This is a genomic window from Oleidesulfovibrio sp. (genome assembly GCF_047973035.1).
In the GTDB taxonomy this organism is placed as follows: Bacteria; Desulfobacterota; Desulfovibrionia; order Desulfovibrionales; family Desulfovibrionaceae; genus Oleidesulfovibrio.
Window position 1 is genome coordinate 1 of the sequence record NZ_JBKEBF010000043.1, and the last position, 14,687, is coordinate 14,687.

Genomic DNA, 14,687 nt, shown 5'->3' on the forward strand with positions numbered 1-14,687 from the left:
GCTATAGCTCAAGATGATTGCGTTGTTCTGGACCCTTTTATGGGTTCTGGGACAACTGGAAAAGCGGCTCTTTCTACGGGCCGAAAATTCATCGGTGTAGAGTTGGATAAGGGGTACTATAACATCGCTTGTAAGCGGCTTTTTTTAAACCGCAGTAAGTGACGGAGTAAGGACATAAAAAGCCCTGACTCTGGTCGGGGCTTTTTCTCATTTTGAAATGGCAAAATTCTCAAATAGAGTGTCAACTTACAACAGACGTCGCTTGAGGGCGTTTTCTCAAGGCCTAAAAGTGAGTCAGCGAGTGAGTCGCTTTCTACCGAAACTCACCCGCTGATACTCAACTCGTTGTAATAACTGGCGCGCCTGAGAGGATTCGAACCCCTGGCCGACTGCTTAGAAGGCAGTTGCTCTATCCGACTGAGCTACAGGCGCGCGAGGATGATGTTCTTATCCGAACAGACTCCGCTGGTCAAGAGCCTGTTTGTTATTTGTTGCGTATTTCTGTTGACGATTGTCGCTGCATCTCATACGGGTGCTTGCACGGGGCCGTGCGCCCACTTTTTTACGGAGACAATGCAATGAGCGAAAGCACAATAGACACCGATACCACAACGGAAGAAGGCCACTTTTCGTCCTATGCCGAGGTCATGGCTTATCTGGGCAAACTGGGCCTGTTCCACATGGAGCTTGACCTCGGGCGCATCCGCACTGTTCTGGACGAACTGGAACTGACCCGTCCGGAATACCCTGTAGTACAGGTTGTCGGCACCAACGGCAAAGGCTCCACCGCTACATTCATTGCATCCATCGCCACCGGCTCTGGTTTGAACACCGGCCTTTTCACTTCGCCCCACTTTGTGACCCCCCGCGAGCGGGTACTGGTAGACGGCGAGATGCTGCCAGAAGAAGACTGGTTGCTGCTCGCCAACGACATTATGGCCGCAGGCGGCGAGACTCTGACCTATTTTGAATTCATCACTGTGCTGGCGGCACTGGCATTTGCCGACTACGAAGTCGAGCTTGCCGTTTTTGAAGCAGGGCTTGGCGGTACGTATGATGCCACCACCGCCATAGCTGCGGATACGGTAGTCTTTACGTCCATAGATATGGACCACGAAAATATACTGGGCGACACCATTGAAAAAATCGCGGCGGACAAAGCCGGAGCAATCCGTAAACATGTTCCCGTTGTCACCACTGCCCAGCAAGCTGCCGTACGCACAATACTGGACGAAGCCTGCGCAGCGCAATCCACCCGCGCTTTTACGGCAGAAGACCTCGTCACCCTGCCAGAAGAAGCCGTACCCGCGTTGCACGGTCCCCATCAACGCCGCAACGCGACTCTTGCACTGGCAGCCCTGCAAACCATCATGGATGAAAAAGCCATCCCGCGTCCTACACTTATCCCGTGGACAGATGTGGTCACACTGGGCATTGCCGATGCATGGATTGCAGGGCGTATGCAGCTTATAGAAAAAACGGAAAATCACCCTGCTCTCATTCTGGATGGCGGGCACAACCTGCACGGACTTACAACGTTAAAAGAAGCTCTTGTAGCTTCGGGCACCCGTCCGGCAGCTATTGTCTTTGCCGCCATGAAGGATAAAAGCCTGAACGGGGTCGGCAAGCTGCTGGCTGAAATGACCGATGGACCGATTCTGCTGCCCGCATTGACAGGCAACGAACGTGCAGCCCTGCCGGCAGAGCTTGCTGTTCTGCTCAAACCTGATTTTGCTGATGCGGCAATGCTTCGCCCCTGCGCTTCTGTGCAGGATGCTTTGCAGCAGGCACAGCAGATAGAACCGCAGGGTGACGATAGTCCCCCTGTTCTGATGTGCGGCTCCTTGTTTTTGCTGGCCGAGTTCTTTACACTCCATCCCGAGTATCTGAAGAAGTAAAGGTGGGGCAATTGAGCAGGTTATCCGTAGCTTTTCATCGGAACAGTCCCGCAGGCTCTAAAGGTGATACAGAGTATGCTTCCAGCGATTGTTCACACAGCTGCGCCTCTCGTTACCGGCGACAGTCAATGCCACACGAATTGCAGTTGCCGGAGTTGCAGACAAGGCTACCTGTAGCAACCGGAAGCGGCAGTTGCTAGTGCCGAAGGCAAACTGTACATACTATGCGTATCAGATGGTCGCTACGGATTGTTACCATTTGCCATGCAGTTACTGTAACGGGCTGGGATTCTGAACGTGCTACCTTTGTAGCAGTCGCTCTCAGACTTGCTGGTAACGTTGTGTACAGGCACTCTGAATTAATAGACCGCAGCCCCGGCGTTGCTGGATTGGCACCTGCTTCACTGCCATAACCGGCAGAACCTGATGATACTCGCACGGTCTTACAGCCAGCTAACGCCACAACAGCCAAGGAAGCGCCAGTGAACCAGCTTTTTCGTGCTTTACCCTCGGTAGACGCCGTCCTTCATGCCCTTACGGACACAGTGCCTGCCGGTGCACAATCCGCCAGCACCGCGAAATCAGCAACACGCCAGCCTCTTAATCTGGCAGCTTTGCCGCGCCCCATGCTGCGCGAACATGTAAACGCCTTTCTGAACATCTGCCGCGAAGAAATCCGAGCCGGAGTTCATGCCTCGCCCGAAAGCCTCGGACTTGAGGCACTCATGCCGCGGCTTTGCGCCTATGTTCAGGCGCAAAGCCGTCCCCGCTTCAGGCGGGTGCTCAATGGAACGGGCGTTGTGGTGCACACCAACCTTGGCCGTTCGCTGCTGGCTGCAGAAGCTACCAAAGCAGTGGCAGAGGCTTGCGCGCATTATTCAAACCTTGAATTCGACCTTTCCACAGGCGAACGCGGCAGCCGTTACAGCCACGTGGAAGACGTGCTCAAATCCGTCACCGGCGCCGAAGCGGGCCTTGTGGTTAACAACAACGCCGCAGCAGTCTTGCTGGTGCTGGATACACTGTGCAAAAACCGCGAAGTCATCGTTTCGCGCGGGCAGTTGGTGGAAATCGGCGGCAGCTTCCGCATTCCTGACGTCATGACACGCAGTGGCGCCATTCTGCACGAGGTCGGCGCCACCAACCGTACCCACCTGAAAGACTACGAAGCAGCCATCAACGAAAACACAGCTGCGCTGCTGAGAGTGCACACTTCGAACTACCGTATTTTAGGCTTCCACAAAGAGGTCGCACTGGACGAGTTGTGCGAACTTGGCCGCAGGCACAACCTGCCGGTTATCGAAGACCTTGGAAGCGGTGTGTTTTATGATTTTACGGGTCTCGGACTCGGGCACGAACCCACTGTGCAGCAAGTGGTGGCGGATGGAGCTGACGTTGTCACCTTCTCCGGCGACAAGGTGCTTGGCGGCCCGCAGGCAGGCATCATTGTAGGGCGTAAAGAATTTATCGACCGCATCAAAAAGAACCCCATGAACCGTGCTCTGCGCATCGACAAAATGACGCTGGCCGCACTGGAAGCTACTCTGCGGCTGTACATGGATATGGACAAAGCAACCCGCGAGGTCCCCACTCTTGCCATGATCCTGGCAAAGCCCGAAGAGCTGGCACGGCGCGCACGCAGACTTGCCATGCGGCTGCGAAAAGCATTGGGCGATGCAGCGCAAGTAACACAGCGCAAAGGTGCCTCGCGCGTTGGCGGCGGTTCATTCCCCGAGCGCGACCTGCCCACCACGCTGGTATGCATCCGCCCTGCCGCTCTTTCCGCCACAGAGCTGAAAGCCTGCTTGCTGGATACTGACCCGCCGCTGGCTGGCATGCTGTTGGAGGATGCGTTCTGTCTGGACCCGCGAACCCTTGCCGACAACGAATTTGCGCTGGTGACAAACGCGCTGAGTCAGGCTCTGACGCAGGCATAACCCGAAAGAATCCGGCGCCACTGCCGTTTTTTAACTATCCGGAGACATTTTTATGCAACAGGGCGAATTTAAAGATCTGGCCCGCAAGCGCATCCTGATTACCGGCGGTGCAGGCTTTATCGGCTCGCACCTTTGCCGTGTTCTGCTGGACCGCGGTGCAGAGGTTCTGTGCGTGGACAATTACTTCACCGGCAGCCGCGACCATGTGCGTGACCTGCTGGATAATCCGCGCTTTGAACTGCTCAGGCATGACATTACTTTTCCCCTGTATATAGAGGTGGACGAAATTTATAATCTCGCCTGCCCTGCATCGCCCATCCACTACCAGTTCGACCCTGTGCAGACCACCAAGACCTGTGTGCACGGCAGCATCAACATGCTCGGCCTTGCCAAGCGCGTCAAAGCACGCATTCTTCAGGCTTCCACCAGCGAAGTGTACGGCGACCCCGAAGTCCATCCGCAACAGGAAGAATACTGGGGCAGAGTCAACCCTATCGGCCCGCGCTCCTGCTATGATGAAGGCAAGCGCTGCGCCGAAACGCTGTTTATGGACTACCGCCGTCAGCACGGAGTGGAAATAAAAATTGCCCGTATATTCAACACATACGGCCCCAACATGCACCCCAATGACGGGCGTGTCGTGTCTAACTTTATTTTGCAAGCATTGCAGAACAAGCCCATCACCATTTACGGCGACGGCTCGCAAACCCGTTCATTCTGCTATGTAAACGATCTGGTAGACGGCCTGCTGCGCCTTATGCACAGCCCTGCAGACTTCTGCGGTCCCGTTAATCTGGGTAATCCCGCGGAACGTACAGTGCTGGAACTGGCACAAAAAATTGTGGAGCTTACCGGCTCGAAGTCGGAAATCATATTCAAACCGCTTCCCACTGACGACCCCAAACGCCGCCGCCCTGATATTGACCTTGCGCGCCGCGAACTCGGGTGGGAGCCTGTGACCGGCATAGATTCCGGCCTGAAGCGCACCATTGAATATTTCGATGCTCTGCTTGCCGACCGCAAAGCAGAAGGTGCGGAACTGTAACAGGTAAAAAGTTAAGCGGACTCTACCGGAACTCAAAGCGGCAAGGAATCACCTCGCCGGACGTTGCGCCATGCGCCTCTCTGCCTTGCCGACCAAGACCCCGTGGGGTGGAACGGACGGCGAGCGGATGCAGGCATACCCTCTGGCCGGTTCCATTGCTCTATCCGGCCACGACTGCAGCGGCTGCAACGACCACACAGGCAGAAAAGGCAGAGCCAGGTAACAGCGGAAAACACACATCCCGTCCGCTTGCCAACGGCAGCTTTGCGCACTATTTCAACTGACTGACAACAATCGTACAGACAGCACGGGGGGGACTGCCCGTGCGTATATATAACGACCGGAGAAACGCACACATGACTACCAAACTTGAACATTCGCCCAAAAGTTGCTGGGAAGTTTACGGCGGCGAAGAACACGCCGCTCCCATGAAAGAACTTGCTGAACGCTACATTGATTTTCTTTCGCACTGTAAGACTGAACGCGAAACCATGCAATACGTGGTAAACAGGCTGCGCGAGGCAGGTTACACCCAGAATTTTGCCCATGACCGCGTGTACCGTGTGTTCAAAGACAAAACTATTTTCATCGCAGCCAGAGGTAAATCCTCGCTCTCTCAGGGACTGCGCCTTATCGGTGCGCACGCAGACACGCCGCGTATCGACCTTAAGCAACATCCCCTTTACGAAGCCTGCGGCGTAGGGCAAGCCAAAACCCACTACTACGGCGGCATCCGCAAGTACCAGTGGCTTTCCCGCCCGCTAGCCCTTCATGGCGTTGTGGTAAAAGAAGACGGCACCGTAGTGCAGGTGAATATTGGCGACGACTCCGGCGATCCGGTTTTCGCCATTTCCGACCTGCTCCCGCACCTTGCGCAAAAGCAGGCAGGCCAGACACTTTCCGATGCTTTTGAAGCCGAAAAAATGAACATCATTCTGGCGCACCGCCCTGTGGAGTCCGCCAAGGATGAAAACGGCGAAGAAGCAAAAGATGCGCCCAAAGAAAAAATCAAAGCCCGTATTCTTGAAATTCTGCATGCCAAATACGGCATTGTGGAAGAAGACCTGTATTCCGCAGAACTGCAGGCCGTTCCTGCCGGTCCTGCCCGTTATGTTGGTCTTGATGAAGCCCTTATCGGCGGTTACGGACACGATGACCGCATCTGCGTGTTTGCTTCGCTTGAGGCGCTGCTTGCTTCCGATGCACCGGAATACACCCAGTGTGTACTTTTCTGGGACAAGGAAGAAATCGGCTCTGAAGGTTCCACCGGTGCAAAATCACGCTTTTTTGAATACTGCATAATGGACCTTATCAACGCATGGCAGCCTGCTGCCCGCTTCTCAGATGTGATGCTGAACACCCACGCCATTTCTGCTGATGTTCACGGCGCCATGGACCCCGACTGGCAGGACCTGCACGAAAAGCTGAACTCTGCCACCATCGGCTACGGTCCTTGCTTCTGCAAGTTCACCGGTCACCGTGGCAAGTACGAAGCCAACGATGCCCACCCCGAATATGTAGGCTGGCTGCGCGGCGTACTGAATGAACAGGGCATTCCGTGGCAGATGGCGGAACTTGGCCGTGTAGACCTTGGCGGCGGCGGTACCGTTGCCATGTACCTTGCCGCATACGGCATGGACATTATCGACTTCGGCCCTGCCATTCTGGGAATGCATAGCCCGTTTGAGCTGGCAAGCAAGGCAGACTTGTACGCCACGGTAAAAGCATATAATGCCTTTCTGCAGCGCTAATTAATCCATCAGACAATTCAAGCGGCAGCGAACAAACGCTGCCGCTTTTTTATTTATGAGCAACAACCTCACGCTATGCATGGGGATCTAAAAACAAAGCCTGTAAACGCCCGCCGGATTCGCTCTGCGTGTTCAGCATAATTTCCCGCATGTCTCTGCCACTTCTTTACCCGTCAACAAACGGTAACTTTCCACACCTGCCCTTGTGCTATAATCCGTTAGAGCGTATCCACACAATATTCACTGGCGGGATAATCGGTTAGCCAGAAGACACTGCCGTTTGGCCTGCCGCGTAGCCACCACACATACAGCGCACCGCAAGGAGGGCTTTATTCATGATGAACTTTACCTATCACATGCCCACTAAGTTGATTTTTGGTCAGGGAATGATCCGTAAGCTGGCCAAAGAACCGCTACCCGGCAAAAAGGCGCTTATTGTTGTCAGTGCGGGCGGCTCTATGGCACGGCTGGGGTACCTTGCTCGGGTCACCTCTCTGCTTGCTGAAGCGGGCTGCGAAAGTGAAGTGTACGACCGTATCCAGCCCAACCCTGTAAAAGAGCACGTCATGGAAGGTGCAGCTCTTGCCCGCTCGTCAAAATGTGATTTTGTGATCGGACTTGGCGGGGGCAGCTCAATAGACTCTGCAAAATCCATTGCTCTAATGGCTGCCAACACGGGCGATTACTGGGATTACATGAACGATGGTACCGGCGGACGACAGACACCGGAAAACCCCGCGCTTCCTGTTGTCGCCATTCCCACCACGGCAGGCACAGGCACCGAAGCCGACCCGTGGACAGTGATCACCAACACCGAAACCCGTGAAAAAATCGGCTGGGGCAACGACTCTACCTTCCCCCGCTTTTCCATTATCGATCCCATGCTGATGCTCAGCGTACCGCCCAGTATCACAGCCTGCACCGGCATGGATGCTTTCTTTCACGCGGTGGAAGCGTATCTTGCCAACTGCAACCAGCCGACCAGCGACCTGCTTGCCCAGCAGGCAATACACCTGATTTCCACCTTCCTGCCCCAATGCGTACGCGACGGCAGTAATCCGGAAACCAGAACCATGATGGCGTGGGCATCCACTGCTGCAGGCATATGCGAATCGCTTTCTTCCTGCATTTCACACCATTCTCTGGAGCATGCCCTGTCTGCATTTTACCCCGCCATCCCGCATGGTGCGGGGCTTGTCATGCTTTCCGAGGCTTACTTCAGCCACATGGCGAAATTTGTCCCCGAACGCATGACACACCTTGGCTTTTTCATGGGGGTAGATGTTGACAGTCTGCCTGCCGATGAACAGCCCATGGCTTTTGTACATGCGCTTTCCAAGCTGAAATACAACTGCGGGCTGGGCGAGCTTACCATGTCCGGCTTCGGCGTAAAGCGTGAAGACCTGCCCGCCATGGCAAAAAACGCTCTGGAAAGTATGGGAGGTCTGTTCCGCGTTACACCGGTGGAACTTGACGAAGCCGCTGTCCTCAGCATCTTTGAGGCAGCCTACAAATAGCACTGCACGCAAAAACGCCCCTTCGGAAAGAAGGGGCGTTTTTATCTGGGTGGCCTGCATCTGGCAGCACAGGCAGCGCTGCATCTCAATTCAGGCTACAGGCGGACTGGCGCACGTTTAACAGTCGGTATAAGGCGAAAGTGCCACTACACACTGCACAGCATACTGTAAAATAAAAAAATAACAGCGATGCGCACTCGCTTCTTCGGTGCTACTCAATGGTTCATGAACAGAACAATAGTCATGGCTGCACTGCTTCTCACCTGCCTGCGGTTATTCTGTCCGCAACTTGCTGCAGCACAGGCTCCTCAGATCACGCTAGTTACACATGAGCTTTGCCCCTACAGTTACTACACTGTCGATGGTACATTTAAGGGTAGCGCTGTGCGGGTGGTCCGTTATGCGCTTGATAAAATGGGATTTCAGCTGAACCTGCTTGTCACGCCATGGAGCCGCGCTCAGCAAATGGTGAAAAACGGGCATGCTGACGGATTTTTTGCCGCATCACACAATGAGGAACGCGACAAGTACGCCACGTTGTCAGCCACTATCGCAGAACAACGTTGGAACTGGTATCTGCGGGCAGATTCCGACCTTAACCCCGATTGCCCCACTTTCAGGCCAACTGCGCATGTTGCAGCCTTTCACGGGTCTAATATGCTGCAGTGGCTGAACAGCCAGCAATTCATTGTAAAGGGCTACCCGCCCAACACGCAGCAGTTGACACAGATGCTGCTGGCAAAACGGATTGATGCCATGCTGGCCAGCGATCAGGCCATGGATGAAATTATTGCCAGAAACGGCCTCGAACGTCTTATCCGTGTGCACACAGCAAAAGACAAGCCGCTGGGAGTATATTTTTCCAAGTACTTTCTAGCGCTCAATCCGGATTTTCTGACAATATTCAATAGCCATGTGCGTGATTACCGTGAAACAACGCCTGAGAATTCAACGCGCATATGTCGCCTTAAAGCATATCGTGCCACACGTCAGCCTTCCGGCTCAAACCTGACCGACTCCTCAGATGCAGAATCAGGCAGCATCAAAAAACGCCCTGCCGGAAAACCCGCCGGAAAAAATACAGGAGGGTACGGCCCAGCCCCCTGCAACAACTATGATGCCGCTTCCGCAGATGCCAAGCCTGCACTGGATAACCTGCAGCTGAAGCACCCCTGACTCAACGAAGTGACGTCCCCTGCCCGCACCAATGCGGGCAAGACACTGTGCCCGCCTGCATCTAGGCTTTGTTGTCTGCAGCAGTTAACGATTCCACAACAGACGGCTTCTCAGAAGCTGCCTTTTTCTTTACCTGCGGTCCTGATTCCGCAACAGGCTCGCCCTGTCCACTTCCCTTTCCCTTTTGCGCAGTTCTCTGACGAGCCTGCATCCCCGGCAGATGAGCCACCATATCTCTGCCAAATGATTCAGGCATATGATTGTGATGATAATCTTTAAGACTCATGTTGGCGGGGCTTTTGATAGATGCCTGATAAAAAGCTTCAAATGCTTTATCCACAAAAGGAAACACTCTGGTCACCGGCGGCCTGTCTCCGCCTATTCTGTGGGAGGCAAGAGCAAGCAGAATATCCATTACTCTGATGGACTCAGGAGGAGCCGTCAGCGCGTACTTCGGCGCATCGCCTTCTGTGCTGACCACGAGTGATACCCGCTCCATGGCGGCAAGCACCTCCTGCACCAGACGAACAGGAGCGTGGACAGCACGGCACAGCACATCAAGCGGCACAGGCCCTGCCGTTGCATAAAAGGCTTTTGTCAAAGCAAGCATAACCACCACGGCCAGTTTATCGCGTTCTTCCCTGCTGGCGGTGTTCGCTTTAATTTCGCTTTCAAACGTGCGCAGGTTCTGCACGGCAAAGCTGACTTCCGCCCCAAGCAGCACGATTACCCACGTTACGTACACCCAGATAAGAAACAACGGGAGCTGGGCAAAACCACCATAAATGGCGTTATATTTTGCCACTCCTATCTGATACCCGACATATGCGCTCTCCGCCATGCTCCACAGCCCGCCTGCCACAAGCCCGCCCAGCAGGGCGCTGCTAAAGCGCACTCTTGTATTGGGAATGAACATGTAGATGAAAAGCAGCATCAGCGTGATCATCAAAAAAGGTACCATCTTTAAAAAAGCCACATATGCATAGCTTAACACGCCGACACTCAGGAGCTTCTGCACCAGCGCTTCATGCCGTAAGGAAACAGAAAAAGAAAACGCAGCGCCCATGACCAGCGGGCAGATAAGCGTAACGGAAAAAAAGTCTGTGAACTTACGCCATAGGGTACGGCCCCTTGCCACGCCCCATATCGAGTTGAAGGCTTTTTCAATGGTGCCCATCAGCGACCCCACGGTGACAAACAGAGCCAGCAGCCCTACAATACCCAGTGTTTTCACATTGGTATTATCCACATAGGATAAAATCTGAGAGACAGTATCTTCACGCCCTGCGGCTACGCGCAGCAAAAACGCCCGTATGAAGTCAGTATTCTGGATGCCCAGCCCCTTTGAAATGGAAAAGGCGACAGCCAGCGTGGGAACAATAGAAAGTACAGCCGTATAGGTAAGCGCGGAAGCCCGCAGCAGGCATTGATCAGAAACAAAACCGTGCACCACAAGATACAGCCAGCGCAGCAGGCCCAAAATCCCTTTATGGCGACCTTCCGCTTTTTCCATATCCTGCAGCCAGATATCCCGCGTGACAAAATGTACCAGCTTTCCGGCACGATCATGCAGAGGCTCGCTTCCATTCTCACGTTTCATGTTGCTGCACCGTATTTCCTGTTTTTGATACCATTGCGATAAAAGCTCAGACCGCGTAATGTGGATGTATGCAACTCTATAATAAAGCTGTTTACAGTTCTAATACTATGACTTCAATGCTTCCGGCAACTTGTCTGCTGGCATTTATGCTGTGCTTTGCGCCAAGTGCAAACGCGCAACATGACGCACCGCAAAAAGGTGCTGCGCCGCTGCTGATTGCCAGCGTCCAGACAAACCCCCATGACCTTCTGCCTTTGCACGCTTTTTCAACCCCGTCAGCGCAGGCAGCACAGGCTATCGCACTGCAGGCTGGATGGAAGGAGCTTACCGATCGCCTTATCAGCGACGGATTCGACCCTGCCTATATTTATCTGCTCTACGCACGGCTTGGAGAAGACTACTCGCCGGACCCCATGGCGCGTAAAATCAAGACCCTTTATAAAAGAAAATACGCTCCGCCGCCTAAAAAAAGCAAGCCCGCAGCAAAAGCACCCGCTAAAAAAGGGCCGCCACCGGTATACAAAGGCGTTGTGACCAAAGCGAATATCGAAAAAACAGCGGCTTTTATGCAACAGCACAGAGATACTCTCCTTGCTGCTGAAAAAAAGTACGGTATTCCCGCTGAAGTCGCCACTGGACTGCTGTTTGTCGAAACACGCCTCGGCGCATTCCTTGGCAGCGCTGCAGCCTTGCACAATCTGTCGTCGCTGGCTGCAACCGGAGATGTCACATACATGCAGGCCGAACTATCCGCTCTGGACCTGCAAACGCAGCATAAGCTTGAGTGGACAAACACACGTACCCGCCAAAAGGCAGACTGGGCCTATAAAGAGCTGAAAGCCTTGCTGGCGTGGTCACAGGAACATAATCTCGACCCTGTTGCCATGCCCGGTTCCATATATGGTGCTGTGGGCCTGTGCCAGTTTATGCCCACCAATATTTCTCTGTTCGGAGCAGACGGCGACGGTAACGGCAAAGTTAATCTGTTTTCCGTGCCCGATGCTGTCTTCAGCCTTTCACGCTATCTGCATGAACACGGATGGAAAGAAGGCATCACGCGTCAAAAGCAGCACAAGGTACTGATGAAGTACAACAAAAGTACCATCTACGCGAATACAATTCTTGCGCTGGCTGACGAGTTGAAAAAATACACCGCCGCAACACCCTAAGGCGGTGTAATGTTGTTGCCAGCATATCAACGAAAGTCTGCAGTAAGCAGCACGATGCTTTCAGCCAGTCAAAGTTGCATATTCATTCAGGCCGATGTGCTGCGAAAACATGCGAAGCTCTGGACAGATAGCCCGGAGCTGTCGGTCATGCATTGCCATCTGACTATTTACTTCAACATATCAGGAGCATTACAAAGCTTGCATGCCGAAAACAGAAGTAAATACGGTTCCGCAAGACGCAGGCACTGACAGCGACATCACCGTGCGGTGCTTTGCCTGTAGCGGCAAGGCGTTACTGCATGGCCGCTGATCAAATTTGCGCGTAACCTGCACGGAGTGCGGGTTTGAAGCAGATGCAGCGTTATACGAGGAACAGATTGATAATTGGCGCCAAAGCGTTTGCGAGGCCTTTGATTAGTGCTATAGTAAAATGCTGTGAAGGTCAGGCCGTATAGCCTAACAAGCAAACGTCAGGCACTCCGGTCAGTGGTTCCCACGCATAGCCACAGGGGAAAAACATGAACAACGACCATAACATTCTGCTGGAAGCAGGCACTAACGAGCTGGAAGTGCTCGAACTTTTTCTGAACCATCGGACTGACTCCGGTGATGGAGCCTGCTATCTCGGAGTGAACGTTGCTAAAGTGATGCAGGTAATTGAAGCGCCGGAACTTCAGGTGCCTGAATCTGCCACCAACCCATGCTTTATGGGCATTATTCCCCTGCGCGGCATGACAGTGCCGGTGCTGGACCTTGGCAAATGGCTGGGGCTTAATGTGGTACGCCACAAGCACGACGTTATTATGGTTACCCAGTTCAGCGGAACCACTACCGGCTTTCTTGTTTCAGGCGTAACAAACATCCACCGCGTCGGGTGGGGTGATGTTCAGCCCCCCGGACGCTTTCTTGCCGGCATAGGCGCTGATTCCGTTGTGGGCATTGTAAAAATGGATGATAAGTTTATCCAGCTTGTAGACCTTGAGCACATCATCGCCGACCTTGACGCTTCTACCAGAGGCCAGATAGGCATAGGCATCAAAGCCCCCAGACGGTACCGCGCCATCGTCAGCGACGATTCACCGTCCATTCGCAACATGCTGATTGAAAACCTTAAGGCGGCAAACATCGAGCCGCTTATCGCCACCAACGGGCATGAAGCGCTCACCATGCTCCGCGCAGAAGCAGCAAGGGCCGCAGAAGAAAAAAGGCCGCTTTCGGACTTCGTCGACATCCTTGTTTCCGACATCGAAATGCCCCTTATGGACGGTCTGTCGCTTACCAAAACAATCAAGCAAGACCCGCAGACCAAAGATGTGCCCGTGATTCTGTATTCTTCACTTATCACTCCTGAATTACGCCACAAAGGCGAATCTGTAGGCGCTGATGACCAGATATCAAAACCCGACCTTGCCAGCATGGCGCAGCGCATCATCACATTGATGGAAGAAAAAAGACTTTCCTAGCATCAGCAGACAATACAGCAAGACCCCCCGTGTATCATATATGATACACGGGGGGTCTTGCTGTTCCGACGTGATGCCTACTGGCAATGCAACTGGCAGAGGGTTCATGTCACCGCAGAGCATAACATTATGTCTGCCAACGTAAACGGGCCTCTACTCTGCGCGCGGCGTAGGAACACAGCAGCGTTAAAACAAGATATAGCACTGCGATGGTTGTCCACACTTCAAATGTCCTGAAAGTAGACGCCATAAGCTCCAGCCCCTGGAACGTCAGCTCCTGAACGGATATGACAGAAACAATGGCAGAATCTTTGATAGTGGAAATGAACTGTCCGGCAAGAGGTGGAATAATCACCTTAAGTGCCTGCGGCAGCACGACCAGCCGGAGCTGATCGAAACGGCCGAACCCGAGCGAGGCAGAAGCCTCCCACTGCCCGTGTTCAACAGATTCTATCCCCGCACGGACAATTTCAGCGATATAGGCACCTTCGTAAATGGCCAGCGTCAACGCCCCTGCTGCAAAGGCTGCCACGCCCTGCACCGGTCCGAACAAAAACTCCACAACCTGACGTTGCCACGTAGAAAGTCCGTACAGCGCATCTTCCAGTCCGGATGCAGGCATAACCTGTGAACTGACAAAAAAATAAAAAATAAACACCAGCACAAGCGGCGGAAGATTGCGGACAGTTTCCACGTAAGTTCTGGCCAGCATACGACTCAACCGGCTGCGGCTGACGCGGGCAAGCCCCGCCAGCGTCCCAAACACCACAGCAAGCAATGTGGCCCATATACTCAGACGAATGGTTGTCAAAAGGCCCTGCATGAGCAGGTTCGCCACCCAGCCTTCCTGTGCATCGTGCCGGAAAAAATACTGCCAGATCACGCCCCACTGCCAGTCATATTCTCTGCCTGCCTGCATTTTCCACACAAGCATTGCTACTGCGCCGCAGCACAGTGCCAGCAGCGCATAATCAAGAAAACACAGTCGTCGGTTTACTCTTTTCATCAGGATAACAGCAACATGGCAGAGGTTGAAAAAGCCTTTTACCGCAACGTGCGGCATAAGGCTCATTTATTTTTTCGGCAAATCAGTCGAGTTGTGCAGTGTGTCCCGCTGTTACAGCAAGCAGC

At 53.6% G+C, this 14,687-nt stretch carries 12 protein-coding genes and 1 tRNA gene; 10 read left to right on the forward strand and 3 right to left on the reverse strand.

The window, feature by feature from the left end; genetic code table 11:
- Positions 1-3 precede the first annotated feature (3 nt).
- A complete protein-coding gene (locus ACK5LI_RS15145) occupies positions 4-162 on the forward strand; it encodes a DNA methyltransferase (protein ID WP_416945842.1) in 159 nt (52 codons plus the stop codon).
- A 193-nt stretch (positions 163-355) separates the two neighbouring features.
- Here ACK5LI_RS15145 and ACK5LI_RS15150 read toward each other — a convergent pair.
- Positions 356-432 (reverse strand) — tRNA-Arg (locus ACK5LI_RS15150).
- A gap of 146 nt (positions 433-578) precedes the next feature.
- Between ACK5LI_RS15150 and ACK5LI_RS15155 the strand changes: the two genes are divergently transcribed.
- The 7 genes from ACK5LI_RS15155 (at position 579) to ACK5LI_RS15185 (ending at position 9,324) form a co-directional block, all read left to right on the forward strand.
- Positions 579-1,898: a bifunctional folylpolyglutamate synthase/dihydrofolate synthase gene (locus ACK5LI_RS15155; protein WP_416950885.1), complete on the forward strand. Its 1,320-nt coding sequence runs from the start codon at positions 579-581 to the stop codon at positions 1,896-1,898.
- A 482-nt stretch (positions 1,899-2,380) separates the two neighbouring features.
- On the forward strand, positions 2,381-3,835 hold the full coding sequence (gene selA / locus ACK5LI_RS15160) for an L-seryl-tRNA(Sec) selenium transferase (protein WP_416950887.1): 1,455 nt from the start codon (positions 2,381-2,383) through the stop codon (positions 3,833-3,835).
- A gap of 52 nt (positions 3,836-3,887) precedes the next feature.
- Positions 3,888-4,880 (forward strand): UDP-glucuronic acid decarboxylase family protein, encoded by a 993-nt coding sequence (locus ACK5LI_RS15165; protein WP_416950889.1) that lies wholly within the window; start codon positions 3,888-3,890, stop codon positions 4,878-4,880.
- A gap of 70 nt (positions 4,881-4,950) precedes the next feature.
- Positions 4,951-5,103, forward strand: coding sequence for a hypothetical protein (locus tag ACK5LI_RS15170; protein WP_416950891.1), 153 nt, complete (start codon positions 4,951-4,953; stop codon positions 5,101-5,103).
- Between the two features lie 133 nt (positions 5,104-5,236).
- Positions 5,237-6,631, forward strand: coding sequence for an aminopeptidase (locus ACK5LI_RS15175; RefSeq protein ID WP_416950893.1), 1,395 nt, complete (start codon positions 5,237-5,239; stop codon positions 6,629-6,631).
- Positions 6,632-6,966: 335 nt separating this feature from the next.
- Positions 6,967-8,148, forward strand: a complete 1,182-nt coding sequence (locus ACK5LI_RS15180; protein WP_416950895.1) for an iron-containing alcohol dehydrogenase — start codon at positions 6,967-6,969, stop codon at positions 8,146-8,148.
- Positions 8,149-8,373: 225 nt separating this feature from the next.
- Positions 8,374-9,324 carry a substrate-binding periplasmic protein gene (locus tag ACK5LI_RS15185; protein WP_416950897.1) on the forward strand — a complete coding sequence of 317 codons (951 nt, stop codon included), beginning with the start codon at positions 8,374-8,376 and terminating at the stop codon, positions 9,322-9,324.
- A 61-nt stretch (positions 9,325-9,385) separates the two neighbouring features.
- Here ACK5LI_RS15185 and ACK5LI_RS15190 read toward each other — a convergent pair whose 3' ends face one another.
- The gene (locus tag ACK5LI_RS15190) at positions 9,386-10,924 is read right to left on the reverse strand and encodes a YhjD/YihY/BrkB family envelope integrity protein (protein ID WP_416950899.1); all 1,539 of its coding nucleotides are present in this window, start codon (positions 10,922-10,924) and stop codon (positions 9,386-9,388) included.
- Positions 10,925-10,992: 68 nt separating this feature from the next.
- Here ACK5LI_RS15190 and ACK5LI_RS15195 point away from each other — a divergent pair, with 68 nt between their 5' ends.
- Complete coding sequence (locus ACK5LI_RS15195) at positions 10,993-12,093, forward strand: lytic murein transglycosylase (protein WP_416950901.1); 1,101 nt, start codon at positions 10,993-10,995, stop codon at positions 12,091-12,093.
- 518 nt (positions 12,094-12,611) lie between these two features.
- Positions 12,612-13,556: a chemotaxis protein gene (locus ACK5LI_RS15200; RefSeq protein WP_416950903.1), complete on the forward strand. Its 945-nt coding sequence runs from the start codon at positions 12,612-12,614 to the stop codon at positions 13,554-13,556.
- Positions 13,557-13,683: 127 nt separating this feature from the next.
- On the opposite strand, the gene ACK5LI_RS15205 is transcribed toward ACK5LI_RS15200, so the two are convergent.
- Positions 13,684-14,628 carry an amino acid ABC transporter permease gene (locus ACK5LI_RS15205; protein ID WP_416950905.1) on the reverse strand — a complete coding sequence of 315 codons (945 nt, stop codon included), beginning with the start codon at positions 14,626-14,628 and terminating at the stop codon, positions 13,684-13,686.
- Between the last annotated feature and the right edge of the window lie 59 nt (positions 14,629-14,687).